Source organism: uncultured Cellulomonas sp. (assembly GCF_947494015.1).
Lineage (GTDB): Bacteria > Actinomycetota > Actinomycetes > Actinomycetales > Cellulomonadaceae > Pengzhenrongella.
The window spans coordinates 74,532-99,592 of record NZ_CANLTL010000015.1 but is presented as its reverse complement, the minus strand read 5'-3'; the positions used below and the strand labels follow the sequence as shown (position 1 = coordinate 99,592).

The window sequence follows — 25,061 nt, the reverse complement described above, 5'->3', positions numbered from 1 at the left end:
GCGGTCACGGGGTCCTCCCGGTCGGGGTGGGTACGGCTCGGACGAGCCGCGCCGGATGGTGGACGGCCGGCCTAGGGACGGTCGTCCTCGCTGCCCGCGGGCAGCTGCAGCTGGCGCAGCCGCGAGTAGGAGCCGGTCATGTGCTTCTCGACGGCGCTGCGGGCCGCCTGGGCGTCCCCCCCGCTCAGCACCGTCCGCAGCTCGTGGTGCTCGGGGAACCCGACGGTCGGGAAGTCGGGGAAGTTGACGTTGCGGGTGTGCAGGAAGAAGGCGACCTGGCTGCGGATCGAGGTCCACACCCGGCGCAGCCGCGCGTGGTCGGCGGCGTCGTAGATGACGTCGTGGAAGGCGAGGTCGAGCCGCACCGCCTCCTGCGGCTCCACCGAGCCCGGCGTGACCTTCATGGCCTGCAGGATGCGGTCCATCTCGGCCAGGTGCGCGGGCGAGAGCCGGGTGACCGCTCGCTCGGCGGCGAGCGTCTCGACGGCGGCCCGCAGGCTGTGGACCTCCTCGACGTCACGCTGGGTCAGCACGCTGACGAACGCACCACGGTGCCGACGGATCTCGACCTGCCCTTCGGCCTCGAGGATCGCCAGCGCCTCCCGGACCGGGCCGCGGCTGACCCCGAGCGCGGTGGCGAGCTCCGCCTCGCGCAGGTGCTCCCCGGGGCGCAGTTCGCCGGTGGCGGTCTTCTCGCGGATCACCTGCACCACGTAGTCGGCCAGCGTCGCGCGCGGCGCGCTGGCACCCAGCGGGATCATGGGCCCCCCACTCCTGACCGTCCCGCGACCGGCTCGCGGGTCCGCCGCATGCCGGGGCAGCCGGGTGGCGGCAGCCGTGCCGTCCTGGTCATCGCTCGTCCTCATCCTCGTGCACCGGCGTCCGCGACGCCTGCGCACCGTCGCATCCCGTCACGCCGCCCGGTACGCCGTCCAGATCATAGTAGACAGTAGATTGTTGACAATCTACGGCGGCCGTCCATAGCCTCGGACCGCGGTCGTCGACGAGGACGACGCGGGCCCCATGGGCCCATCGGGTGCGACGAGAGGCGTGGTCCCACGTGAGCGCGAACACCGAGCTCAACCCCGGCATCGGCATCGACGAGGCCTTCCCGCGGTCGGCCCCCAGCGACCCCGGAGCCCCGCACGTGCGACAGGCACGGGTGCGGGTGGACGCCGGCGTCGACCGCGGTGCGCTCACCCGCATCTGGGAGAGCATCGGCTACGACGAGATCAACTGGACGTACACCCCCACCGGCCGCCGGCTGCTGACGACGTTCGGCGAGATGACCGACCGCGGCTTCCATGTGCGCCCGCACTACGTGTTCTGCTCCGGGACCGGCTTCGGCATCCCGCACTGGGGTCAGGGCAACGTGTACCACGAGGACGCCGACGGCAACCCGTTCTACGACTTCACCATCGCCGACCAGACCTACGACGCCATCGTCGAAGCCGGCCACCACGTCCTGGTGGAGCTCGCCTTCACCCCGCGGGACCTGCTGCCCGACGACGCCGCGGACCTGGAGGTGGTGCGCAGCCCCACCGTCTACAGCAACTACGAGGCCGGCGCCTGGGCCTACCCGCCCAAGGACTACGAGCGCTGGGGCGGCCTGGTGGCCGCGCACGCCCAGCACTGCCTCGAGCGGTACGGCGCCGACGAGGTGGGCACGTGGCTGTGGGAGCTGTGGAACGAGCCCGACATCTTCTACTGGCGCGGCACCCCGCAGGAGTTCTACGACCTGTACTCCGTCACCGCCCGCGCGGTGCGCAGCGTGCTGCCCGACGCCAAGGTCGGCGGCCCGGCCGTGACCGGCGCGGGGGTGGACTTCCTGCGCGGCTTCCTGCAGCACACCCGTGACCAGGGCGACCCGCTGGACTTCGTCTCCTTCCACACCAAGGGCTCGGCCTTCACCCCGTGGCGGGTGTACGGCCCGACCGGCGGCGAGGCCCCGGAGAAGCAGAACCCGTCCGCGCACAAGATGCTCTTCGAGATCCGTCGCCTGCTGCGGGTGATCGCCGAGTTCGAGGAGTACCGCGGGCTGCCGGCGATCGTCGACGAGTGCGACGCCGGCGTGCCGGCCCACTACAGCGTGTACGACAACGCCAACTTCCGGTTCCAGAACACCGAGTACTACCCGGTGTTCCAGATCAAGCTGATGAAGAAGATCCTCGACCTCAACGAGCTCGAGGACGTCCGGGTCGAGCAGGCCACCTCGTGGAGCTTCTACTTCGAGGGCGAGCGGTTCTTCGAGGGCACGCGGGCGTTCCTGACCGCCGGCGGCGTCGAGAAGCCGTTCCTCAACGCCTACCGCGCGCTCGCCCGGCTCGGTGAGAACCGGGTCGAGGCGTCCTCCGACGCCGAGCACAGCGTCACGCTCCTGGACGAGGCGAACGGCCGGAGCATGCCCGAGGAGGTCGACGTCCTCGCGTCGAGGTCGACGTCCGGCACGGTCGCCGTCCTGGTGTGGCGGCACACCGACGACCAGTACCAGACCGACGACGACGCCACCCGGGTCGCGCTCGAGGTCGCCGGGCTCGACGCGGACCGGTACACGCTCAGCCACTTCCGGATCGACGCCGACCACAGCAACGCGCACACCGCCTGGGTGGCGGCGGGCTCGCCCCAGCTGCCCTCGGACGAGCAGCTGGCGGCGGTCAAGGCTCGCCAGGGGCTGGAGGAGCTCGAGCCGGCCCGCCGGGTCGAGGCCGCCGGATCCACGCTGGAGCTCGAGGTCAGCCTCCCGCTGCCGGCGGTGTCGCTGCTGGTGCTGGAGCCCGTCCGGTGACCGGCTCCCTGCACCGGACCGTCGCCCTGCACGACGGCGTCACGATCCCCCAGATCGGGCTCGGGGTGTTCCAGGTGCCGTCGCACGAGGCGCAACCCGTCGTGGAGCAGGCGCTCGGGCTCGGCTACCGGCACATCGACACCGCGGCCGCCTACGTCAACGAGCAGGGCGTCGGGGCGGCGGTGCGCGCCAGCGGGCTCCCCCGCGAGGACCTGTTCGTGACGTCGAAGCTGCGCAACGGCGACCAGGGCTACGACAGCACGCTGCGCGCCTACGACGACACCCTGGGGCGGCTCGGCCTGGACGCGCTCGACCTGTACCTCATCCACTGGCCCAACCCCTCGGCCGGCCGCTGGCAGGACTCCTGGCGCGCGATGGAGCGTTTGCGCGACGAGGGCCGGGTGCGCGCGGTGGGGGTGTCGAACTTCCTGGTGGAGCACCTGACCGAGCTGCGGGACATCGCCGACGCCATGCCCGCGGTCAACCAGATCGAGCTGCACCCCGCCTTCCAGCAGGCCGACGTCGTCGCGGCGTGCCGCGCCCACGGCATCGCCGTGGAGGCGTACTCCCCGCTCGGGCAGGGCGCCGCCCTCGACGACGCGCGGGTGCTGTCGATCGCGCAGGAGGTGGGCGCCTCACCGGCCCAGGTGGTGCTGCGCTGGCACCTGGACAAGGGCCACGTGGTGATCCCCAAGACCGTCTCGCCCGAGCGCATGCGCGCCAACGCGGACCTCGAGGGCGTCGCACTCAGCCCCGAGCACGTCGCGGCGATCGACGCGCTGGAGACGGGAACCCGCATCGGCGGCGACCCACGGACGTTCTCGCTCAGCCAGATCCGCTGACGCGGACACGACCAGGACGGGAGTGACCTCGATGACGAGTCAGACCCGGACGAGGACGCCCGGCGCCGACGCGCCCGGGCGCACCGCACCGGTGAGTGCCGACCGCCGTTCACGGCAGCGGCGGCGCAACCTCTGGATCTACGCCTTCCTCATGCCCACGTTCGTGCTGTACGGGCTGTACACGATCTACCCCATCCTCGCCAGCTACTGGTACTCGCTGGTCGAGTGGAACGGGTTCAGCTCGCAGCAGCGGTTCGTGGGCATCAGCAACTACGAGGCCGTGTTCGCGGACCCCATGTTCTGGTCCTCGGTACGGATCACCTTGGTGTTCATGCTGATCGTCGCGCCGCTGCGGGTCTTCGGGGCCTTCTTCCTGGCGATCCTGCTGAACTCGCCGAGGTTGCCGTTCGCGACGTTCTTCCGCACCGCGTACTTCATCCCGGTGGTCACCACCACCGCGATCGTGGGTGTGGTCATGCGCTTCATCCTCGACCCCGGCAGCGGCCCCTTCGCCGCCGTGGTGCGACTGCTCGGCCTGGCGCCGATCGACCTGCTCGGTGACTCCGGCACCGCGCTGGCCACCGCCGCCGTCGTCTACGTCTGGAAGTTCTTCGGGATCACGATGATCTACTGGCTGGCGGCGCTGCAGACCATCCCGCGCGACCTGTTCGAGGCGGCCCGCATCGACGGCGCCAACGCCGTGGGCGTCTTCCGGTACATCACGCTGCCGATGCTGCTGCCGTTCCTGCTGATCATCTCGGTGCTGACCATCGAGGACTGCTTCCGGGCGTTCGACCTGATGTATGCGATGACCGCAGGCGGGCCCTTCTTCAGCACCGAGATCATCGAGATCTACATCTACCGGTGGGCGTTCGCGGCATCGATCCCGCAGCTGGGCTTCGCCTCGGCGGCCGCGGTGCTGTTCGGGGTCCTGGTGCTGGCCGTCGTGGCCCTGCAGGCCTGGGCGACCGTGAAGTCCCGCGCGATGCAGAAGGGGCAGCGATGAGCGCCATCACCGAGGGCCGGCCCAGCGGACAGCCGAGCGGACAGCGGGGCGGACAACGGGGCGGACTGCGGCGCAAGCACCCGAACGCGCAGCCGGGTGGGCAGCGCACGCGCAGCCGGCGGACCGGCTGGTGGGTGGTCGCGCTGGTGCTCGCCGTCCTCGCGTTCGTCTGGGTCTTCCCGTTCATCTGGATGGTGTCGGCCTCGCTGAAGACGTCCGGTGAGGTCTTCGCGGGCGGGCTGGGGCTCGTCCCCGAGTCGCTGCAGTGGGAGAACTACTCCCGCGCCTGGGTCGACGGACGGTTCGCCCGGTACCTGCTCAACACCGTCATCGTGACCCTCGCGACGGTGGTGATCGTGGTGGTCAGGTGCGCGCTCGCGGGGTACGTCATCGGCCGCTACCGGTTCCCGGGCTCGCGCCTGATCATCGGGATCTTCGTGGCGACCCTGTTCGTCCCGACCGGGTACACCATCATCCCGATCGTCAAGGTGTCCCTCGAGCTCGGGCTGCTGAACTCCCTCATGGGGATGATCCTGGCGCTGTCCGGCATCTCGAACGTCGCCGCGATCCTCATCTACGCCGGTTACTTCCGCGGCATGCCGGCCGAATTGGAGGAAGCCGCGACGGTCGACGGGGCGGGATTCTTCCGGACGTTCTTCACCATCATGCTGCCGCTGTCCATGCCGGTCACCGCCACCGTCGCGATCCTGACCTTCCTGGCGACGTGGAATGCGTTCTTCCTGCCCCTGGTCTTCTCGTTCAGCAACCCCGACCTGCGCACGGTCAGCGTCGGCATGCAGGCCTTCGTGGGCGAGAACTCGACCGACTGGCCCGGCATGGCGGCGGCGGGGGTCATCTCGATCCTGCCCGTCGTGATCCTGTTCATCTTCATGCAGAAGTACTTCGTCGAGGGCATCGCCGGTGCGGTCAAGTCCTGACCGCACGTGCCCGTCAGCTCGATCTCGAGGAGGAGAGAGTGCAATGACCAGATTCTCGCGTCGCGTCGTATGGCAGTCCATCGGCGCCGGCACGGTCGCCGCCGCCCTCGTCGCGTGCTCCGGTGGGGACGTGGAGCCCGTCGCCGAGGAGGGGGCCACCGCCGCCGGTGGCTCCGACTGCGCCGGCATCACCTGGTGGGACCACTTCGGCGGGCTCCAGGACATGCACCAGGAGTGGGCCGCGCAGCTGTCCGAGGAGATCGGCGTGCCGATCGAGTACACGTACAACGAGCCCGCCCGCGCCGTGGAGGGGCTGCAGCTGGCGAACCAGTCCGACCAGCTGCCCGACGTGTACTCCAACATCCTCGGGCTCCCCCTGCCGGCGCTGATCGAGGCGGGGTGGCTCCATCCCATCGACCTGCCCGAGGAGGCCGTCGACCGGCTGCCCGAGGGCACGTTCGTCGAGGGCATCACCATGCTGGACGGCGACATCTACGGCCTGCCGGTGCTGTCCGACCGGCAGTACTGGGCCGCCACCTGGTACAACTCCGAGATCGCCGAGGAGGTCGGGTTCGAGGCCCCGCGCAGCTACGACGACCTCCTCACCGCCCTGCAGGCGATCGACGAGCACGGCGAGTACGCCCCGATGACCCTGGCTCTCGGCTTCGCCGGGCGCATGCAGGAGCAGGTCGACGACCTCGCCCAGGCCGGCGGGTTCCCCGGCTACGAGGGACTGCGCTTCGACACCGGCGAGTACAACTACGACCACGAGTCGTACATCGAGGCGATCGAGCTGCTCAAGACGATCTCCGACAACGGCTGGCTGCTGCCCGGCACCAACTCGTTCCAGATCCCCGACGCCCGCGGCCGGTGGGCCGCCGGCAACGTCGGCTTCTTCATCGACGGCCCGTGGTCACCGGGTGGGGTGCGCAACCTCAACGCCGACCACCTGCCGCGGATGGCCACGGCGGGCATGCTCACGCCGGACGGTGACGAGGCGGTCATCACCCGCGGCGCGCCGGACCCGACGTGGTTCATCGCCGGGAACACCGACTGCCCGGAGGCGGCCAGCGAGCTGCTGGCGTCGTTCACCCGCGACGAGTACCAGGTGAACCTGGCCGAGGCCATGGACCAGCCGCCGATCAACCTCGGGGTGGTCGAGGACGCCGACGTCATCGAGCCGTACGCCTGGATCGTCGACGACTTCCAGAAGCGGGTGTTCCGCGCACCGCAGCCGGTGGTCCGCAACGTGGACGTCACCAAGGCGCTGGCCTACACCACGCCCATCTCCCCCGGGCTGGGCGACATCGTCCAGGGCTACCTCGGCGGGGACATCACCGACCTGCGGGGCGAGCTCCAGGCCCTCAACGACAGGTACGAGGCGGACCTGACCCAGGCGATCGAGCGGGCCCAGGCCGAGGGGGCCGACGTCTCGCGGGACGACTGGGCCTTCCCGGACTGGGAGCGCGGCGAGGACTACACCTACTGATCGACCCCCTGATCGAAAGAAGGACCCGATGGACAGCTTTCCCCCCGAGCGATCGGCGATCATCACCGGCGCGGGATCCCAGCGCGGCATCGGCCGTGCGACCGCTCACCGGCTGGCCCGAGAGGGCTGGTCGGTGGGCGTGCTGGACATCGACGCCCCTGCGGTGAAGGAGCTGGCCGAGGAGCTCGTGCAGACGTACGGCATCCAGGCGGCAGGCGCAGGGGTCGACGTCGGCGACGGCGCCGCCGTCCGGGCGGCCGTCGCGGAGGTCGGCTCGGCGCTGCCCCCCGTCGTGGCCCTGGCCAACGTGGCCGGGGTCAGCTCCCCCACGCCGTACCTCGAGCTCGACGACGCCGAGTGGGACCGCGTGCTGCGGATCAACCTGCACGGCGTGCACCACGTCACCCGCGCCGTCGTCGACTCGATGGTGGGCGTGGGGGTCGGCCGGGTGGTCTCCGTCTCGTCGGTCTCGGCGCAGCGCGGCGGCGGCACCTACAGCAAGACGCCGTACTCGGTCGCCAAGGCCGGGGTGATCGGGCTGACCCGGTCGCTCGCCCGCGAGCTCGGTCCGCACGGCATCACGGTCAACGCGATCGCGCCCGGCCCGATCGACACCGACATCATGGGCGGCGCCCTGACGGACGAGCGCAAGTCCGAGCTGGTGGCCGACCTGGTGGTCAACCGGGTGGGCACCACGCAGGACATCGCTGCGGCCATCGCCTTCCTCGTGGGGCCGGAGGCCGGCTACATCAGCGGGCAGACGCTCAACGTCGACGGCGGGCTGTACATGCACTGACGCCGGCGCACCGGGGCGGGACCGTCGGCGGTCGGCGGTCCCGCCCCGGTGCGACGGCCCGGCCGGGGCGTCCTCGGACGCCGTCGACCCGCCCCGACGGGATACGGTCGGTCGGTCCTTCGTGGTCCGTCCCGGGTGGCCGGGCCGCGCCCGGTGCGACCGCCGGCGACGACACGACCGAGCGAGCCGCTGCGGACCCGCCCGCGGCCACCCACGACCGAACGACCTGACCACCGGTGCAGGTCGACGCACGCACCAGGAGCGAACACCGATGTTCACTGCACAGGAATGGCCGATCGCCTGCAACATGCTGTCGTTCGGCAACGTGGCACCGGGCGGCGGGCACATCAAGGACGCGCCTGCCTCGGTCTGGGCCGCGCAGCTCCGCCAGGTCAAGGAGCTCGGCTTCGACCACATCGACCCGACCGACGCCTGGGTCCCGCTCGCCGCGCTGAGCGAGGCGCGGGTCGCCGAGTTCACCCAGGTCCTCTCCGACGAGGGACTGGCGATCTCCTCCATCTCGATGACCCGCAACAGCGTGGTCGACGTCGAGCACGGGGAGCGCAACCTCCGGGACGGGCACCGCCTCATCGACCTGGCACCGCAGTTCGGCGCGACGATCGTCAACACGGGGTTCATGCAGGCCACCACCCCGGAGCAGCAGGCGGCGCTGTGGTTCTGGCTGGTCGACGGCCACCGGGACGACCCCGCGCTGCGACCCCTGGCGATCGAGCGCATCCGCGAGCTCGGCGACCACGCGCAGCGCAACGGCATCCAGCTCAGCCTCGAGATGTACGAGGACACCTACATCGGCACGCCCGACGACGCCGTGTCCTTCATCCAGGACGTGGCCCACCCGGCGGTCGGGCTGAACCCGGACCTGGGCAACCTCGTCCGGCTGCACCGCCCCATGCCGCCGTTCATGGAGATGTTCGAGAAGGTCCTGCCCTACTCGAACTTCTGGCACATCAAGAACTACCTGCGCGACGAGGACCCGGCGACCGGCTCCTACGCCAGCGCCCCGATGCCCCTGCGGCTCGGCGTCATCAACTACCGGACGGTCATCCGACGCGCCCTGGAGCTCGGCTACACGGGCCCGTTCTGCTGCGAGCACTACGGCAGCGACTCCATCGGCGTCTGCGCGGAGAACCGCGACTACATCCGGCAGGTCCTCACCTCGGCGCTGCGGTGACGGGCCCCGGCGCGACCGGGTGCACCGCGCGTCCGAGGGGGGCTAGCGTCGTGGTCGGCGCTCGCGGAGCACCGCGGGACGCACGTGGCGGCCCCGGTGCGACGAGACCCGCGACATCCGGCGCGATCCTGCACGTCCCGCACTCCCGAGCTTCCGCAAGGAGATCCATCCGATGATCGAGAGCATCCAGACGGTCGCCGTGGTCGGTGCCGGCTACATGGGCGGCGGCATCGCCCAGTCCCTGGCGCAGTCCGGCTTCGACGTCGTCATCGCCGACGCGTCGGCCGAGACCACCGCCGCCCAGCTCGCTCGCATCCTGGGTGAGGCGGAGCAGTTCGAGCAGCAGGGCCTGTTCGAGCCCGGCAGCTCCGACCGGGTTCGCAGCAACCTGCGCGCGGCGGACAGCATCGAGGAGGCCGTCGCGGGGGTCGACTTCATCGAGGAGGCGGTGATCGAGTCCCCCGACGTCAAGCACGACGTGCTGCGGCGGGTGTCGGCCGCGGCCCGGCCCGACGCCATCATCGGCAGCAACACCTCCACCATCCCGGTCAGCGTGCTCGAGACCGCGGTCACCGGGCCCGAGCGGTTCCTGACGGTGCACTGGAGCAACCCCGCACCGTTCATCCCCGGGGTCGAGCTCGTCGTGGGTGAGCGGACCGACCGCGCCGTGCTGCCCGCGGTCACGGACATGCTGGCCCGAGCCGGTCGCTCGAGCGCCCTGGTCGCCGACGTCCCCGGGTTCGTCCTGAACCGGCTGCAGTACGTGCTGCTCAAGGAGGCCATGTCGATCGTCGAGGAGGGGGTCGCCACCGCCGACGACGTCGACACCATCGTCCGGTCCACGTTCGGCTTCCGGCTGCCCTTCTTCGGCCCGTTCGCCATCGCCGACATGGCCGGGCTGGACGTCTACGCACTCGGCTTCCAGACGTTCGAGGAGGCCTTCGGCTCGCGGCTGTCCCCGCCCCAGCTGCTGGTCGACGCCGTGGCGGCCGGTCGCCACGGCACGAAGAACGGCGCGGGGCTGACCCGCGACTACTCGCCCGACGAGGTGCAGGCCGTGGTCGCCTACCGCAGCGAGGCGTACAGCCGGATGGCGCGCCTGCTGGCCGAGCTCGGGCCGGCCCCGCTGCCGCCGGCCCGGTCCTGACCCGCCGCGCCCGGACGGACGAGCGCACGACCTCCACCCCTCAACGCCGAAGGGCTGACATGACGCACCTGTTCAACGACCCCAGGCAGTTCCCGGTCGAGGCCGTGGCCGGCTTCGCCGCCGCGCACCCCGAGCACGTCGCGATGGTGCACGGCGGCGTGGTGCGCTCCACCGAGTCGCCGCAGGGCCAGGTGGCGGTCGTCCTCGGCGGTGGGTCGGGCCACTACCCGGCCTTCGCCGGCTGGGTCGGCCCCGGCATGGCCCACGGCGTGACCTGCGGGAACGTGTTCTCCTCCCCCGCCGCGTCGCAGGTGTACTCGGTCGTGAGCGCCTCGCACAACGGCGGCGGGGTGCTGCTCGGGTTCGGCAACTACGCCGGGGACGTCCTGCACTTCGGGCAGGCCGCCGAGCGGCTGCGCGCCGAGGGCGTCGACGTGCGCATCGTGACCGTCACCGACGACATCGCCTCGGGCCCGGCCGACCGCCCGCTGGAGCGACGCGGCATCGCCGGGGACCTGCTGGTCTTCAAGGTCGCCGGCGCCGCCGCCGAGGCTGGCCTGGACCTCGACGCCGTCGAGGCCGTCACCCGTCACGCCAACGACCGCACCCGCTCGCTCGGCGTCGCGTTCGACGGCTGCACGCTGCCCGGCGCCGACGCCCCGCTGTTCACCGTGCCGGACGGCGCCATGGCGATCGGGTTGGGCATCCACGGCGAGCCGGGCCTGTCCGAGGTGCCGCTCGGCAGCGCCGACGACGTCGCCGACCAGCTGGTCGACGGCGTCCTGGCCGAGCAGCCCGATCGCGGGGTGGACGGGTACGACGGCCGCGTCGCCGTCCTGCTCAACGGCCTCGGGGCCACGAAGTACGAGGAGCTGTTCGTCGTGTACCGCCGGGTGGCCGAGCGGCTCGCCCAGGCCGGGCTCACCCCGGTGGCACCCGAGGTCGGCGAGCACGTCACCAGCCTGGACATGGCCGGGGTGTCGCTCACGCTCATGTTCCTCGACGAGGACCTCGAGCGGTTCTGGACCGCCCCGGTCGACACCCCCGCGCTGCGTCGTGGCGGCGCCCTCGGGCAGCGTGCGCACCGCGAGGTCACCGAGGCGGACGCCGGCGAGGCGGACGGCGTCGTCGAGCCCGGCAGCCCGCAGAGCCAGGCCGCCGCACGCGCGGTGGTGGAGGCGCTGCGTGCCTGCGCGGGTGCCGCGGCCGAGCACGAGCGCCGCCTCGGTGAGCTCGACGCGGTCGCCGGTGACGGCGACCACGGTCAGGGGATGGTCCTGGGAACCACCGGTGCCCTGCGGGAGGCCGAGTCCGTCGCCGAGGCGGGCGCCGGCCTGCGCACCCTGCTCGTGCGGGCCGGTGCGGCGTGGTCGGAGGCGGCCGGCGGCACCTCCGGGGCGCTGTGGGGCGCCGCACTGACCGCCGCGGGAGGTGAGCTCGACGACGCGGCGGCACCCGACGAGCAGCGGGTGCTGGCCGCCGCGCAGGCCGCGGGCGACGCCGTCCAGCGGCTCGGCGGCGCCCGGCCCGGCGACAAGACGCTCGTCGACGCGCTGGTGCCGTTCCTCGAGACGCTCACCGCGGCCCACGCCGACGGCCGCGGACTGCGCGACGCCTGGCGGGAGGCCGCCGACGCCGCCCGCGCTGCCGCCGACGGCACCGCCGACCTGACCGCTCGTCTCGGCCGCGCCAAGACGCACGGCGACCACAGCGTCGGCCACCCCGACCCCGGTGCGGTGTCCTTCGCGCTGCTCATGGCGTGCGTCGTGTGACCACCGCACCCCACCACGACGCGGGCCCCCGGTCCGCACACCCCCAGACAGGAGACGCACCATGACGTTCCGCATCGTCGTCGGCTCGGACAGCGCCGGGTTCGAGTACAAGGAAGCGCTGAAGAAGGACCTGCAGGCGGACGACCGCGTCGTCGAGGTGATCGACGTGGGCGTCCAGGGCGGGGACGCCGACACCGACTACCCCCACGTCGCCGTCGACGCCGCCCGCCGGGTCGCCGCCGGGGACGCCGACCGGGCGCTGCTCGTGTGCGGCACCGGCCTCGGGGTCGCGATCGCCGCCAACAAGGTGCCCGGCATCCGCGCCGTCACCGCGCACGACTCCTACTCGGTCGAGCGGTCGGTGCTGTCCAACAACGCCCAGGTGCTGACCATGGGCCAGCGCGTGGTCGGCCTCGAGCTCGCCCGCAAGCTCGCCCGGGAGTGGCTGTCCTACGAGTTCGACGACACGTCGAAGTCCGCGGACAAGGTCGCCGCCATCACCGCCTACGAGGAGCGGGCCACCGAGTGACCGCCTGGGTCGGCACCAGCTGGAAGATGACCAAGACGCTCGCCGAGGCTCGCGGCTACGCCGACGCCCTGGCGACGGCCGCGCGCCCCGGTCGCTGGCCCGGGGTCCAGCCGTTCGTCATCCCGCCGGCGACCGCGCTGACCACGGTGCGCGACGCGCTGCCGGGGTCGTCGGGCGTGCTCATCGGCGCGCAGAACGCGCACTGGCAGGACGCCGGGGCGTGGACGGGTGAGGTGTCGGTCCCGCAGGTCGCCGACGCCGGTGCCCGGCTCGTCGAGATCGGGCACTCCGAGCGGCGCGAGCACTTCGGCGACACCGACGAGGTGGTCCGCCGCAAGGTCGGGGCGACCCTGCGGCACGGCCTGGTGCCACTGGTGTGCGTCGGCGAGCCGGACGAGGTCAGGCTCGCGGGCGGCTCGACGCAGCACGTCCTGGCGCAGGTCGACGCGGCCCTGACCGGCGTGGCCGACCTGAGCACGGTGCTGATCGCCTACGAGCCGGTGTGGGCGATCGGCGAGCACGGTAGGCCGGCCGAGCCCGGCGACATCGCGGGCGTCGTCGCGGCCGTGGTCGACCGGTGGGGCGACCGGGTCGCCGGAGTGCTCTACGGCGGCTCGGTGAGCCGCGCGAACGCGCTCGAGCTCATGTCGGTCCCCGGCATCAGCGGGCTCTTCATCGGGCGCGCGGCCTGGGACGTCGACGGCTACGTCGCGATCCTGGACGCCGTCGCGCAGGACACGGAGCAGCCGGTCGACCTCTCCCCGATGGGGTGACCCGGTCCGGCGTACCGCCGGGTCCGCCACCGCTCAGCGCCGCCCTGCCGCGGCCCGGTACAGCCGCACGACCTGAGTCGCCGTCCGCCGCAGCCCGGCGGCCGTGACGTCCGGGTCGAGCGCCTCGGCCAGCGGCATCGGACGGGCATGGATCGGCAGCACCGCGTCGAACAGGTCACCGGTCGGCCCGAGCGGGTGGTCGACCCGCCCGGCCAGCGCGACCACGACGGCGCCGGCCGCCCGGCCGCGTCGCGCGACCCCGGCCGGGGCCTTGCCGTGCGCGGTCTGCGCGTCCAGACCGCCCTCCCCGGTGATCACCAGGTCGACCCCGCCGGCGAGGGCGGCGTCGAGCCCGGACTCGCGTGCGACCGCCGCGAACCCCGGCTCGATCCGGCCGCCCAGCGCGAGCACCGCGGCGCCCAGCCCGCCGGCCGCGCCCGCGCCGGGGTCGTCCACCTCGCGGCCGGTGGCCGCCCGCAGCGCGGCGGCCCACCCCGCGAGCCGCTCGTCGAGGTGGGCGACCTGGACGGGCGTGGCGCCCTTCTGCGGCCCGAACACGGCGGCGGCGCCGGTGGGGCCGAGCAGCGGGTTGGTGACGTCGGTGAGCGCGACCAGCTCCACCCCGCTGAGGTCCGGCAGGGTCGCGGCGTCGACCGACTCCAGGTCCCACAGCGGGTTGCGGCCGGGGCCGGCCGGCGGGGACAGCCGCACGCCGAGCGCGGCGAGCAGGCCGGTCCCGCCGTCGGTCGTCGCGGTGCCGCCCAGCCCGACCAGCACCCGGGGCGCGCCCGCCTCGACGGCGCGCCGCAGCTGCAGCCCCAGCCCCCACGACGACGCCCGGGGTGGGACGGTGGCGTCGACCGGGCCCACCAGCGGCAGCCCGAGGGTGGCCGCCGCCTCGAGCACGCACGTCCCGTCGTCCAGACGCAGCAGGTCGGCCCGGCGCGGCCGGCCGAGCGCGTCGGTGGTGTCCACGGGGACGCGGGTCCCACCGCGCCCGGCCTGCACCGCGGCGATCGTCCCCTCGCCGCCGTCGGCGACCTGCACCACGCGCACGTCCGCGGCCGGGTCGGCGGCCAGGACGCCGGCGCGCACCGCCGCCCCCGCCCCGGCGCTGTCCAGGCTGCCCTTGAAGGAGTCCAGCGCGACCAGGACCCGGGTCACGGCACCAGCCACGCGTACCCGTGCGGGCCCAGGTGGACGGCGTCGTGCCGCTGCCCGGTCAGGACGTCCGTGCCGGCCAGCCGGTCGAGGGTCACCGGCTCGGCGCTGACGTTGACCACGGCCACCACCTCGTCGGGGGTGCCGGCCGCCCGGCGCAGGACGACGACCCGCTCGTCGTGCCGCTCGGCGTCCTGGGCGGCGAACGGGGAGAAGCCGGGCAGCGTGCGGCGGACCGCCAGCAGGTGACGCAGGCCCTCGAGCATGCCGCGACGGCGCGGGGAGCCGCCGCCGGCTCCACCGACAGGCGCGTCGGTGAGCTCGGCGGCGAGCCGGTCGGCGTCCAGCACCTCGCGGTTGATCCGCCGGGGGATGTCGCTGGCCGCCAGGCCGGCACGGTCCTGCCCGGAGCCGAGCAGCGAGTGGTAGTAGATCGCGGGGACGCCGACCATGGACAGCAGGATGACGTGCGCGGCCAGCCCGCGCGTGACCGCGGACGCGTCCGGGTCGGCGTCGCCGGGTTCGACGAGGGCGTCGAGGTAGTTCGTGTTGAGCTCGTACACCTGCTCCGACCCGTCCGGAAGGCGTGCCATCGACACCCGCCCGCCGCGGGCCAGGGTCCGCTCGACGAGCAGCGCCCGGTCGTCGTCGGTGAGCAGACCCTGCGTCGGGCGCACCCCGATGCCGTCGTGGCTGGCCAGGAAGTTGAACCAGGTGGCGGTCCGGCTCACCGGTGCGATGCCCGCTGCCCAGCCGGTCAGCGCGGTGGCGCGGCCGGTGACGAACGCGTGCAGCACCAGCGGCGGCAGGGCGAACTGGTACACCATGTGCGCCTCGTCGGAGCCGTCGCCGAAGTAGGTGACGTTGTCGGCGTGCGGCACGTTGGTCTCGGTCAGCAGCAGCGTCCCGGGGCACAGCTCGTCGACCAGCGCCCGCCACACGCGGATGACGTCGTGGGTCTCGGGCAGGTGCAGGCACGTCGTGCCGGACCGCTTCCACAGGAAGCCGATCGCGTCCAGGCGGACGGTCGTGGCCCCGCGTGCGACGTACCCGAGCAGCACGTCGGTGAGGTCGACCAGGACGGCGGGCGTGCGCACGTCGACGTCGACCTGGTCGGGGCCGAAGGTGGTCCAGGCGTGAGCGACCGTGCCGTCCGGCCGCGGGTAGGGGTGCACGAGCGGCGTGGTCCGGGGCCGCACCACGCGGCTCGTGTCCCACTCGGGACCCGGGTCGACGAAGTACCCGGCCCGGTCGGGGTCGCCGGCGAGCCAGCCGGTGAACCACGGGCTCGCGGACGACACGTGGTTGGCGACGAAGTCCAGCATGACGGCGTGGTCGGCCCGCAGGTCGGCGACGTCGTCCCAGGTCCCCAGGTCCGGGTTGACCTTGCGGTGGTCGACGACGCCGAAGCCGTCGTCGGAGGTCCACGGGTAGAGGGGCAGCAGGTGGACGTCGGTGACGGCGTCACGCACGTGGGTGCGCAGGACGTCCGCGAGCGTGTGCAGGGGCGCCTCGCCGGGACGGCGGAACGCGTCGCCGTAGGTGATGAGGTAGCTCGTGGACTCGTCCGGCCGCCGGGCGGACCCGGTCAGCCGCGGCGCCCACCGGTCGGCGAGGTCCAGCAGCCCGGTCAGCACCTCCTCGGCCCGCTCGGCGTACAGGCCGGCGACGAGCGGCGCGAGCCGCTCGGCCAGGGCGTGACGGTTCACGACACCACCTCCGTCAGCAGTCGGCGGACGCACGCGCGTCCCCAGTCGTCGAGCTCGGCCACCCGGTCGGAGAAGCTGCGCAGCCCGGGTGCGGCCAGCACCACCTCGGCCCACTCGCGGCGCAGCGCGAACGACGGCCGCGCCACCAGGCAGTCCGGGTCCGTGGTCCACAGCCGGCCGTGCTGCCATGCGCGCGCCGTCAGGGACATCCGCCCGCGCAGGCCCTGGGACCCGTCCTCGCCGCCCTCGTGGAACGTGTCCGGGGACACCCGCATGGCGTCCACGAGGCCGACGCTGGGCAGGATCGGCGCCCCGCAGCCCAGCAGGTAGGCGTCCTCGCCGAGCACCTCGCGGACCAGCGCCAGGCCCGAGCGGTACGCGGCGACGGGGGTGACGTCGTCGTGCCGACGCCCGGGGACGGCGCCCGCGTAGAGGAAGTCGAGCTTCGCGTAGTCGATGCCGAGCCCCCGCAGGCCGGCCAGCACGTCGGTGAGGTAGCCGCGCACGCCGGGGTGGGTCAGGTCGAGCCCCGCGAGGTCCTGCCCCCAGTTGTGCCCGGCCGGCCCGACGAGCCAGTCCGGGTGCGTCCGGGCGACGTCGGAGCCGACGCCGACGACGAACGGCGCCAGCCAGATGCCCGCGCGCCGGCCCGTGTCGCGGATCGCGGCGACCACGTCGGGCAGGGAGCCGAAGCCGGGGCGGGGCCGCGTCCACTCCCCCGTGCCCAGGCTCCAGCCGTCGTCCACCTGGACGACGTCGACCGGAAGGTCCTGGGCGTCCAGCGCGCGCAGGTTCTCCAGCACGTCGGCCGCGGTGACGTCCTCGAAGTAGCGGTACCAGGTGCACCACACGCGCGGCGCCGCGTCCGACCGGCGGGCCCCGGCGGCGGCGCCGAGCCGGTCGCCGAAGGCCGCGAGCGCCGCCCCCGGCGTCGGGTCGGTCCAGGTGGTCACCGTGCCGTCGGCGTCCGTGCCGCCGCCGGCGTCCGTGCGGTGCCGGGTGACGACGACGTGCCCGTCGCGCCAGGTGGCGCGCAGCGTCGGCACGGTGGTCGTGGCGTCCAGGGCGCCGAGGGTGCGCACCGGCCGGCCGTCGCCCGGGTCGACGACGAGCAGCCCCTCGCCCTGCACGGCGTCGGCGGCCACGTCGACCCCGGGCCGGAACCGCATGAGGTGCTGCCAGGCGTGCTCCGGACGGTGGGCGGCGTCGCCGGCTGCGGACCAGGTGGTCGGGCTCCAGCTCTGCCAGCCCTCGGCGTACACGCGGGCGTCCGGTCCGACCGGGATCTCCTCGACGACGGTCATGCCACCGTCCCCGCGATCCGCGACGCCGGCTCGCCGGGTCGGGTGAGCACGAGGCGGTCGGGGTGGACCGGGGCGCCGCCGGACTCCGCGGAGTCGCGTGCGGCCAGCGCGAGCCGGACGGTCGCCACCACGTGCGCGGCGGAGTGCTCCGGCTCGCGGTCCTCGGCGACCGCCGACATGAGCTCGCCCATCGCCCCGGCGAACCCGTCGGTGAACCACTGCCCGTCCAGGGCGTAGCGGGTCCGGGTCGCGCCCCGGTCGAGCTCGAGCGCGTCGGACCCGAGCAGCACGCTGCCGCGCAGGGTGCCGCGGGTGCCGTGCACCCAGAACGGGCACCCGCCGGAGCGGGTGGCCGCGTCGCCGACGACGCGGATCACGGCGGTGGCCCCGGTGTCGCACCCGACGTGCACGGTGGCCTGCCAGGGGTTGCGGGCGTCGTCCGGCTGGCCGGGCACGCGCGAGTCGTGCGCGCTCACGGTGGTGACCCGGGCCCCTTCCAGCCAGCAGCGGGTGATGTCGAGCCAGTGCACGAGGTAGTCGGTGAGCAGCATGTGCGGGACGTCGTCGAACGGCGTGCCCGCCAGCGGCGGCAGCGGCTTGTCGTGCAGGTGGGTCACCCCGACGACGTCGCCGATGGCGCCGTCGCGCGCGAGCAGGGTCGCCAGCCGCCAGGCCGGTGCCCACCGGCCGTTCTGGTTGACCGCCACCCGGACCCCGCGCCGGGCGGCGTCGTCGAGCACCCGGGACAGGCGGGGCAGCTCGGTGGGGTCGACCAGCAGGGGCTTCTGCGCCAGCACGTGCTTGCCGGCGCCGACCGCGGCCTCGACCAGGTCCAGGCGCCCGGCCGGCCCGGTGGCCAGGTCGACCAGCTCGACGCGGGGGTCGGCGAGCAGGGCGGCGACGTCGTCGTGCACGACCGGGACGCCGAAGCGCCCGGCGAGCGCGCGGGCGTCCGCCGGGCGGCGGGACGCGACCGCGACGACCGGCACCCCCCACGCCGCGTAGGCGGGCAGGTGCGCGGACCGGGCGATGGCCCCCGCACCAATCAGCCCGACGCCGGGGCGGTGGTCCGGCAGCCGGGGCCGGTGGTCGGGTACGTGGTCGGGCCGGTGGTCGGGGACGCTCACCGGGCACGTCCCGGTGCGGCGTCGAAGCGCAGCACGACCTGCAGCACGCCGGGGTCGCCGCGGTCGAGCCGGTCGAAGGCCGACGCGACGTCCTCGACCGGGACCTGGGTGACGAGCGCCGCGGCGTCGACGGCGCCGCGGGTGAGCTGCCCGATGACGGTCCGCACCAGGCGCGGCTGGTCCCAGCGGCCGCCGAGCCCGACCGGCACGCCGGAGATCTGGCTCGCGACGACCCGGACCCGGTTGTGGTGGAACTCCTCGCCGAGCCGCAGGTGCTCGGCCCCGCCCTGGTAGAAGCCGGCGGCCGCGACGGTGCCCTCGACGACGACCGAGCGGACCGCCTCGTGCAGCGCCCGGTCGGACCCGGACAGCTCGATCGCGCTGTCCGCACCGCCGCCGGTCAGCGCGCGCACCGCCGCGCCGGCCCCGCCCGGGACGGCGGCGTCCACGACCTCGACGGCGCCGAAGGCGCGCCCGACGGCGAGCCGTGCGGGCTGGGCGTCCACGGCGAGCACCCGGGCGCCGGACAGGGTCGCGAACCGGGTCGCGAGCAGCCCGATGACCCCCTGCCCGAAGACCGCGACCTGCTCACCGAGCCGCACGTCGGCGGCCAGGACGGCGTTCAGCGCGACCGACCCGACCCGCGCGAACGTGCCGAGCACGGGGTCGACGTCCGGCGGCAGGACCCGCCAGGCCACCGCGGTCGCCGGCAGGACGACGTCGCTGCGGTGGCCCCAGAGGCCGTGCACCACGTCCCCGACCCGCGGGGTGTCGACGTCGTCGGCCACCTCGACGACCTGTCCCACCTCGGAGTAGCCCCAGCCCTGCACGGGGTAGCCGAACGACGGCTCGCCGGGGACGAACAGCCGTCGCCCGGCGTCCCAGGTGGAGGTCAGGTACGGGTTGGTCCCGCGGTACGCGGTCAGCTCGGTGCCGGCCGAGATGCCCGAGTACCAGGTGGCGACCCGCACGGTGCCGGGGGTCAGCGGCATGGCGGCGACCTCGACGAGGTCGACCTGCAGCGGGCCGGGGAACTGCACGATCTGGGGCACGACGGCGTCCTCCTCAGCCCTTCTCTGCTCCCGCGGTGAGGCCACCGACCAGCAGCCGCTCCGAGGCGAAGAAGAGCACGATGATCGGCAGCGTGAGGATGACCGAGCCGGCCATCAGCACCGTGGTCGGGACCTCGATGCTGCCGGACAGCTGGGACAGGCCCAGCGAGACGGTCCACCGGTCCCGCCGCTCGACCAGGAAGAGCAGCGCGAACAGGAACTCGTTCCAGGCGATCATGAAGATGAACAGGCCGTTGGAGACGATCGCCGGCATCGCCAGCGGCAGGGCCACCTTGCGCATCGCCTGGAGGCGGGTGCAGCCGTCGATCGCCGCGGCCTCCTCCAGCGAGGCCGGGATCGTGTCGAAGTAGTTGCGCAGCATGTAGATCGACACGGCGGCGACCTGCGCGACGTACACCACGAGCAGCCCGACCAGCGAGCCCCGCAGCCCGATCCGGGTGAAGAACACGAACAGCGGGACGGCGAGCAGGATGCTCGGGAAGAAGTAGACCGCCAGGAACAGCCCGGAGATCTGCCGGCGGCCGAAGAACTGCAGCCGGCTGACGGCGTAGGCACCCGGGATCGCGACCAGCAGCGACAGGACCACCGTCGCCAGCGCGACGACGAGGGAGTTGCGGATGAAGGTCATGAAGCCCTGGCCCCCACCGGCGACCGAGGTCAGCACGTCGGTGTAGGTGCCCACGTCGACCTCGCCGACGGACACCCACAGCTTGCCCGGGTCCTGCAGCAGCGCGTTCAGCGGCCGGAAGCTGAGCACGACCATGTAGTAGAAGGGGAACACCGCGGCGATCAGCAGCACCCCGATCACGACCGGCCGCAGCACGGCCAGCAGCCGGTTCTCCAGGGTGTCGCGGCTCATGGCTGGTCCCCCGTCCGTCCGAAGCGCCTGAGGTAGACCCCGACGAGCACGGCGAGGATCGCGGCGAGCACGAGCGCCTGGGCGGCCGCGGCGCCGATGTCACCGCGGGCCGTGAGGTAGTCGAACACCCGCACGGAGACGACCTCGGTGCCGGCCCCGCCGCCGGTGAGCAGGTAGATGTCGTCGAAGTTGTTGAAGGTCCAGATGAAGCGCAGCACCGACAGCACGGCGATGGTCGGCACGAGCTGGGGCCACAGGATGTAGCCGAAGCGCTGGCTCGGGGTGGCGCCGTCCACGCGGGCCGCCTCGTCGAGCGTCTCGGGGACGGCCTGCAGCCGGGCGGTCAGGAACAGGAACGCGAACGGGAAGGACCGCCACGCCTCGAACAGGATGACCGTCACCAGCGCGGTGGGGACCTCGATCTCCCAGCCCAGCAGCGACATGGGCGTGGACCGGGCCGACAGGAACGCGATGGGGTCGTCCCACCCGAGGTAGGTGGTGCCGATGTGGTTGACGAACCCGAACTGCGGGTTGAGCATCGTCGACCACACGAACGTCGCGGCGACCACCGGGGCGACGTACGGGAGCAGCATCGCCGCGCGGACGGCGCCCCGCCCGCGGAACGGCCGGCGCAGGGCGAGCGCCGCGCACAGCCCGATGCTGATGGCCAGAGCCGTCCCGAACACCGAGTACAGCACCGTGGTGAGCAGCGCCTGGAGGAACCCCGGCGACGTGAGCACGTCGGTGAAGTTCTCCAGGGTGTACTGCCCGAAGACGCCGGTGGTGCGGATGTTGAGCAGCCGCACGCTCTGGAACGCGAGCGACACCGTCCACAGGATCGGCAGCACCACGACCACCGTGACGATGACGGCGGTCGGCGAGATGAGCAGCAGCCCGGCGCGGGACTCCTCCCGGGAGCGGGCCGACCGTCGCCGGCGGCCGCCGCGCGACGTGCCGCGCCCGCCCGGACCGCCCGGCTCGGGGGCGCGGGGGGCCGGGCCGGTGACGCCCGACCCCCCGGCGAGCTGGGTCACTGCAGGGACTCCGCGATGGCTCGCACCGCCTCGGCGGCGGCCTGCGCGGCCTGCTCCGGATCGGTGCCGTTGGCCACCTCGCTCACCGCCTCGGCGACGGGGTGCTCGCCCTGGGTCGCACCGAGCAGGTCACCCTGACCCTGGGTGATGCCCCACCGCGCGAGGTCCTCCGGCCCGGTCGCGACGGCATCCAGCACCTCCGGGGAGTAGAAGTCCGACAGCGGCGCCTTGGTGTCCACCCCGACTGGCAGCTCCGCCCACAGGTCGGAGTACAGGGTCGGCTCCTCGGGGGTGCCGGTGCGGACCGGGACCTTGCCCTCGGGCGCGATCGCGATCCACGGCTCGTAGCCGTCGGTCAGCATGTACTCGACGAAGCTCTGCGCGGCCTCGGTGTCGGCGCCGGCCGTGATGGTCCAGGAGGTGATCTCGCCGAACTGGGCGGGAGCCGCGCCGTCGGGTCCCTCGATCGCGGTCACCACGCCGGTGTTCTTCGCCAGGTACGCGGGGTCGGCGGCGCACTCGGGACAGGTGGGCAGCGCGTCCTCGCGCAGCCCGGCCATCTCGTCGAGCACGAACGTCGACCACACGAACATGGCCGCCTGACCGGCGAAGTAGGCGGCGCGGGTGGTGTCCACGTCCTGCGCGCCCGGCACGGAGTACTGCGTCACCAGGTCGCCGTAGAAGTCGAGGGCCGCGACGCACTGCGGGGAGTCGAGCTGCACCTCGCCGTCGTCGTCCACGAGCTGGCAGTCGTTGCCGAGGGCGATGTGCTCGAAGGTCTGCTCGGTGAACGCGTCACCGGGCGCGGTGGCGCCGACGAAGCCGGCCATGCCCTCGCCGTCCAGGGCCTGCGCCGCCGCGAGGATCGCGTCGTAGGACGTCGGCGCCTCCAGGCCCGCGGCCTCGAAGAGGTCGGTGCGGTAGTAGAGCATCTGCGTCCAGGACTCGCTCGGGATCGCGAGCTGGGCGTCGCCGTCCTGGGTCAGCTCGACGGCCTTGTCGGAGAACGTCGACGGGTCGAGCGTCTCGAGGAGCTGCCCGACGGCGTCGGTGTCGAGCAGCTCGTTGGCCGACAGGGTGCGCACCTGCGGCAGCGAGACGCCGCCGATGACGTCCGGCAGGTCCCCCGCCGCGGCCGCCGAGGTGATGAGCTGGGCGAACTGGTCCTCGCCGACCGAGACCAGCTCGACCTCCGTGCCGGTGGCCTCCGTGAAGTCGTCGACGATCGCCTGGGTGGCGGCGACCCGGTCCGGCAGGTCCTCCTGGACCCAGACGGTGAGCCCGCCGCCGCCCTCACCTCCGTCGCCGCCGTCGGCCTCCGGGTCGCCGCTGCAGGCGGTCAGCGCGAGCGCCGCCACCGCCGTCACCGCGACGGCCCTCGTGCTCGCCGCCCGGGTCGTCCTCGCTGCCGTGCCACGTATCTTCACCGTGCGCCTCCTCGCGCTGGGGTGGTGCTGCGGACAGATCGCCGGACGTCGTCGTCTCCGTCGATATGTACAGACGCTAGGCATAAGGTGGCTAGCGGTCAATCACGGTCGGGTCACGACTCCGCACAGGGACGACTCAGCACAGGGAGGTGCGCCGATGCCCGGACCGGGCGACGTGCTTGAGCTCATCCGCACCGGCCGGGCCGTGACGCGGGGGGACGTGCTGGACGTCACCGGCCTGTCCCGGATGACGGTGGCCGGACGCATCGACGCGCTCCTGGCCGCCGGCCTGGTGGTCGAGAACGGGACCGACCGGGTGACCGGCGGACGCCGGCCGCGCCGATTGGAGTTCAACACGGGCCACGCGCGGGTGGTGGCCGCGACCGTCGAGACCACGCACACCACGGTCGCCGTCACCGACCTGACCGGCCGGGTCGAGCACCGTGCCCGGCTCGACCTCGCCGTGGCCGACGGCCCGGCCCGCACCCTGGAGGCGATCACCACCACCGCCGCCGGCCTGCTGGACCGCGCGGGGATCGCCCCGACGGACCTCGGCGGGATGGGCATCAGCATTCCCGGACCGGTGGACCCGGAGACCGGCCGGCCGAGCCAACCGCCGATCATGCCGGGCTGGGACGCCTACCCGGTGCCGGACCACCTGCACGACGCCCTCGGGGCGCCGGTCCTCGTGGCCAACGACGCCGACGCCGCGGCGCTCGGCGAGCAGCGCGCCGGCTACCCCGGTTCGCGGTCCCTGTGCCTGGTCAAGGTGTCGACCGGGATCGGGACGGGCATCGTCATCGGCGGCCGCGTGTACCGCGGGGTCGACGGCGGCTCCGGCGACATCGGGCACGTCCGGCTCGCCGGCCACGAGGACGCGGTGTGCCAGTGCGGCGCGCACGGCTGCCTGGCCGCCGTCGCCTCCGGGCGGGCCGTGGCCCGGGCGCTGACCGCGCTCGGCAAGCCCGCCGCGTCCGGCTCCGACGTCGGCGCGCTGCTCGCGCAGGGTGACGCCGACGCCGCCCGCCTCACCCAGGCCGCCGGTCGCGTGATCGGGGAGGTCATGGCCACGGTCGTGTGCCTGCTGAACCCGGGCGAGGTCGTCATCGGCGGCGCCCTGGCGTCGACCCCGCTGCTGGCCGGCGTCCGCGAGACGCTCTACCCGCGCTCTCTGCCGCGCGCGACGCGGCACCTCACCGTGCACCTGGCCGGCCTCGGCGAGGACGCCGCGGTGGCCGGGCTGGCGGCGATGGTGGTCGAGCGCGAGTACTCCGCTGCGGCGGTCAACGCGCTGCTCGGGGGCTAGGGCGTCCCGTCAGCTGCGTGTGCTCGCGCGGACCTGTGCCACCGCCGCCTGCACCAGCCGCTCGTCGGTCACCTCCAGGCCCGCGTCCAGTCCCCCACCGGGGCCGACCGGCCCGCGGTCCGGCACGACCGCGCGCCCGGACAGGTGCACGGCGTCGACCAGGTCGGGGGCGACGGCGGCGTGCACGCCCCCGCCGGCCATTACCTGCACCCGGCCGGCGGCGTGCGTCACCAGGGCCCGCAGCTCGGGGACCGCGTCACCCGCTGCCGGCGCACCACCGGAGGTGAGCACCCGGACGACGCCGAGGTCCGCCAGCGCGTCCAGCGCACGGGCCCGGTCGTCCACCACGTCGAACGCCCGGTGGAAGGTCACGTCGGCACCGACCGCGGCGGCGACCACCTGTGCCACGAGCGGGACGTCGACCCTCCGTCCAGGCGTCAGCGCCCCGACGACGACGCCGCTCGCACCCGCCGCGAGCGCGTCCCGCACCTCGGCGATGACCAGCCGACGCTCCTCGTCGTCGTGCACGAATCCGCCCGGCCGCGGCCGGACCAGCACGTGCACCGGCAGGCCGACGGCGACGACCTGCGCGACCCGGGCCGTGGTGGGCGTCAGGCCTCCGGTCAGGCCCAGCGCGGTGCACAGCTCGACGCGGTCGGCTCCCGCCGCGAGCGCGACCCGGGCGCCGGCGGCGTCCTGCACGGCGATCTCCACGGCCACCGGCCGCCCACCGGACGGCACGCGGGCCCCGGAGCGGTCGGCGCGGTCGGTGGTCGGCATGACGCCGACCGT

The 25,061-nt window shown here is 73.7% G+C and carries 22 protein-coding genes; 12 read left to right on the top strand and 10 right to left on the bottom strand.

The window, feature by feature from the left end; all coding sequences use genetic code 11:
• Positions 1-71 precede the first annotated feature (71 nt).
• Positions 72-761, bottom strand: a complete 690-nt coding sequence (locus Q0840_RS15790) for a GntR family transcriptional regulator (RefSeq protein WP_298461064.1) — start codon at positions 759-761, stop codon at positions 72-74.
• Positions 762-1,060: 299 nt separating this feature from the next.
• Here Q0840_RS15790 and Q0840_RS15785 point away from each other — a divergent pair, with 299 nt between their 5' ends.
• The 11 genes from Q0840_RS15785 (at position 1,061) to Q0840_RS15735 (ending at position 13,269) form a co-directional block, all read left to right on the top strand.
• The gene (locus Q0840_RS15785; protein WP_298461062.1) at positions 1,061-2,785 is read left to right on the top strand and encodes a GH39 family glycosyl hydrolase; all 1,725 of its coding nucleotides are present in this window, start codon (positions 1,061-1,063) and stop codon (positions 2,783-2,785) included.
• On the top strand, positions 2,782-3,627 hold the full coding sequence (locus Q0840_RS15780) for an aldo/keto reductase (protein WP_298461060.1): 846 nt from the start codon (positions 2,782-2,784) through the stop codon (positions 3,625-3,627). The genes Q0840_RS15785 and Q0840_RS15780 overlap by 4 nt, the downstream gene beginning before the upstream one ends.
• Positions 3,628-3,658: 31 nt before the next feature.
• Positions 3,659-4,633 (top strand): carbohydrate ABC transporter permease, encoded by a 975-nt coding sequence (locus Q0840_RS15775; RefSeq protein ID WP_298461058.1) that lies wholly within the window; start codon positions 3,659-3,661, stop codon positions 4,631-4,633.
• Positions 4,630-5,571 (top strand): carbohydrate ABC transporter permease, encoded by a 942-nt coding sequence (locus Q0840_RS15770; RefSeq protein ID WP_298461056.1) that lies wholly within the window; start codon positions 4,630-4,632, stop codon positions 5,569-5,571. The genes Q0840_RS15775 and Q0840_RS15770 overlap by 4 nt, the downstream gene beginning before the upstream one ends.
• Before the next feature lie 43 nt (positions 5,572-5,614).
• Entirely contained in the window at positions 5,615-7,060 is a 1,446-nt protein-coding gene (locus tag Q0840_RS15765) for an ABC transporter substrate-binding protein (RefSeq protein ID WP_298461054.1), read from the top strand.
• Between the two features lie 28 nt (positions 7,061-7,088).
• Positions 7,089-7,856, top strand: coding sequence for an SDR family NAD(P)-dependent oxidoreductase (locus Q0840_RS15760; RefSeq protein ID WP_298461053.1), 768 nt, complete (start codon positions 7,089-7,091; stop codon positions 7,854-7,856).
• Positions 7,857-8,127: 271 nt separating this feature from the next.
• The gene (locus Q0840_RS15755; RefSeq protein ID WP_298461052.1) at positions 8,128-9,048 is read left to right on the top strand and encodes a sugar phosphate isomerase/epimerase; all 921 of its coding nucleotides are present in this window, start codon (positions 8,128-8,130) and stop codon (positions 9,046-9,048) included.
• Between the two features lie 172 nt (positions 9,049-9,220).
• Positions 9,221-10,195, top strand: coding sequence for a 3-hydroxyacyl-CoA dehydrogenase family protein (locus tag Q0840_RS15750; RefSeq protein ID WP_298461050.1), 975 nt, complete (start codon positions 9,221-9,223; stop codon positions 10,193-10,195).
• Between the two features lie 59 nt (positions 10,196-10,254).
• The gene (locus Q0840_RS15745; RefSeq protein ID WP_298461048.1) at positions 10,255-11,967 is read left to right on the top strand and encodes a dihydroxyacetone kinase family protein; all 1,713 of its coding nucleotides are present in this window, start codon (positions 10,255-10,257) and stop codon (positions 11,965-11,967) included.
• 61 nt (positions 11,968-12,028) lie between these two features.
• A complete protein-coding gene (locus Q0840_RS15740) occupies positions 12,029-12,496 on the top strand; it encodes a ribose-5-phosphate isomerase (protein WP_298461046.1) in 468 nt (155 codons plus the stop codon).
• Positions 12,493-13,269, top strand: coding sequence for a triose-phosphate isomerase (locus Q0840_RS15735; RefSeq protein ID WP_298461043.1), 777 nt, complete (start codon positions 12,493-12,495; stop codon positions 13,267-13,269). Before Q0840_RS15740 ends, Q0840_RS15735 begins: the two co-directional genes overlap by 4 nt.
• Before the next feature lie 33 nt (positions 13,270-13,302).
• On the opposite strand, the gene Q0840_RS15730 is transcribed toward Q0840_RS15735, so the two are convergent.
• From Q0840_RS15730 to Q0840_RS15695, 8 genes are read right to left on the bottom strand one after another with little or no spacing between them, the layout of a single operon-like run.
• On the bottom strand, positions 13,303-14,433 hold the full coding sequence (locus Q0840_RS15730) for a glycerate kinase (RefSeq protein ID WP_298461040.1): 1,131 nt from the start codon (positions 14,431-14,433) through the stop codon (positions 13,303-13,305).
• The gene (locus tag Q0840_RS15725; protein ID WP_298461037.1) at positions 14,430-16,139 is read right to left on the bottom strand and encodes a sugar phosphorylase; all 1,710 of its coding nucleotides are present in this window, start codon (positions 16,137-16,139) and stop codon (positions 14,430-14,432) included. The genes Q0840_RS15730 and Q0840_RS15725 overlap by 4 nt, the downstream gene beginning before the upstream one ends.
• Positions 16,136-17,443, bottom strand: coding sequence for a glycoside hydrolase family 36 protein (locus tag Q0840_RS15720; RefSeq protein ID WP_298461036.1), 1,308 nt, complete (start codon positions 17,441-17,443; stop codon positions 16,136-16,138). The genes Q0840_RS15725 and Q0840_RS15720 overlap by 4 nt, the downstream gene beginning before the upstream one ends.
• Positions 17,440-18,570 carry a Gfo/Idh/MocA family protein gene (locus Q0840_RS15715; RefSeq protein ID WP_298461033.1) on the bottom strand — a complete coding sequence of 377 codons (1,131 nt, stop codon included), beginning with the start codon at positions 18,568-18,570 and terminating at the stop codon, positions 17,440-17,442. The genes Q0840_RS15720 and Q0840_RS15715 overlap by 4 nt, the downstream gene beginning before the upstream one ends.
• Positions 18,567-19,622 (bottom strand): zinc-binding alcohol dehydrogenase, encoded by a 1,056-nt coding sequence (locus Q0840_RS15710; protein WP_298461030.1) that lies wholly within the window; start codon positions 19,620-19,622, stop codon positions 18,567-18,569. Before Q0840_RS15710 ends, Q0840_RS15715 begins: the two co-directional genes overlap by 4 nt.
• 13 nt (positions 19,623-19,635) lie before the next feature.
• Entirely contained in the window at positions 19,636-20,502 is an 867-nt protein-coding gene (locus tag Q0840_RS15705) for a carbohydrate ABC transporter permease (RefSeq protein ID WP_298461027.1), read from the bottom strand.
• Complete coding sequence (locus tag Q0840_RS15700; RefSeq protein ID WP_298461025.1) at positions 20,499-21,536, bottom strand: carbohydrate ABC transporter permease; 1,038 nt, start codon at positions 21,534-21,536, stop codon at positions 20,499-20,501. Before Q0840_RS15700 ends, Q0840_RS15705 begins: the two co-directional genes overlap by 4 nt.
• Positions 21,533-22,963, bottom strand: a complete 1,431-nt coding sequence (locus tag Q0840_RS15695) for an ABC transporter substrate-binding protein (protein WP_298461022.1) — start codon at positions 22,961-22,963, stop codon at positions 21,533-21,535. The genes Q0840_RS15700 and Q0840_RS15695 overlap by 4 nt, the downstream gene beginning before the upstream one ends.
• A 157-nt stretch (positions 22,964-23,120) precedes the next feature.
• Here Q0840_RS15695 and Q0840_RS15690 point away from each other — a divergent pair, with 157 nt between their 5' ends.
• Positions 23,121-24,269 carry an ROK family protein gene (locus Q0840_RS15690; protein ID WP_298461019.1) on the top strand — a complete coding sequence of 383 codons (1,149 nt, stop codon included), beginning with the start codon at positions 23,121-23,123 and terminating at the stop codon, positions 24,267-24,269.
• A 9-nt stretch (positions 24,270-24,278) separates the two neighbouring features.
• Here the strand turns inward: Q0840_RS15690 and Q0840_RS15685 are convergent, their stop codons facing one another.
• Entirely contained in the window at positions 24,279-25,049 is a 771-nt protein-coding gene (locus tag Q0840_RS15685) for a copper homeostasis protein CutC (protein WP_298461017.1), read from the bottom strand.
• Between the last annotated feature and the right edge of the window lie 12 nt (positions 25,050-25,061).

What these genes read in the sequence shown, in the direction of transcription:
- Q0840_RS15685 (WP_298461017.1), bottom strand. Translation starts at nt 25,049, where the DNA reads ATGCCGACCACCGACCGCGCCGACCGCTCCGGGGCCCGCGTGCCGTCC.
- Q0840_RS15765 (WP_298461054.1), top strand. Translation starts at nt 5,615, where the DNA reads ATGACCAGATTCTCGCGTCGCGTCGTATGGCAGTCCATCGGCGCCGGC.
- Q0840_RS15750 (WP_298461050.1), top strand. Translation starts at nt 9,221, where the DNA reads ATGATCGAGAGCATCCAGACGGTCGCCGTGGTCGGTGCCGGCTACATG.
- Q0840_RS15790 (WP_298461064.1), bottom strand. Translation starts at nt 761, where the DNA reads ATGATCCCGCTGGGTGCCAGCGCGCCGCGCGCGACGCTGGCCGACTAC.
- Q0840_RS15745 (WP_298461048.1), top strand. Translation starts at nt 10,255, where the DNA reads ATGACGCACCTGTTCAACGACCCCAGGCAGTTCCCGGTCGAGGCCGTG.
- Q0840_RS15760 (WP_298461053.1), top strand. Translation starts at nt 7,089, where the DNA reads ATGGACAGCTTTCCCCCCGAGCGATCGGCGATCATCACCGGCGCGGGA.
- Q0840_RS15720 (WP_298461036.1), bottom strand. Translation starts at nt 17,443, where the DNA reads ATGACCGTCGTCGAGGAGATCCCGGTCGGACCGGACGCCCGCGTGTAC.
- Q0840_RS15705 (WP_298461027.1), bottom strand. Translation starts at nt 20,502, where the DNA reads ATGAGCCGCGACACCCTGGAGAACCGGCTGCTGGCCGTGCTGCGGCCG.
- Q0840_RS15770 (WP_298461056.1), top strand. Translation starts at nt 4,630, where the DNA reads ATGAGCGCCATCACCGAGGGCCGGCCCAGCGGACAGCCGAGCGGACAG.
- Q0840_RS15775 (WP_298461058.1), top strand. Translation starts at nt 3,659, where the DNA reads ATGACGAGTCAGACCCGGACGAGGACGCCCGGCGCCGACGCGCCCGGG.
- Q0840_RS15755 (WP_298461052.1), top strand. Translation starts at nt 8,128, where the DNA reads ATGTTCACTGCACAGGAATGGCCGATCGCCTGCAACATGCTGTCGTTC.
- Q0840_RS15740 (WP_298461046.1), top strand. Translation starts at nt 12,029, where the DNA reads ATGACGTTCCGCATCGTCGTCGGCTCGGACAGCGCCGGGTTCGAGTAC.
- Q0840_RS15690 (WP_298461019.1), top strand. Translation starts at nt 23,121, where the DNA reads ATGCCCGGACCGGGCGACGTGCTTGAGCTCATCCGCACCGGCCGGGCC.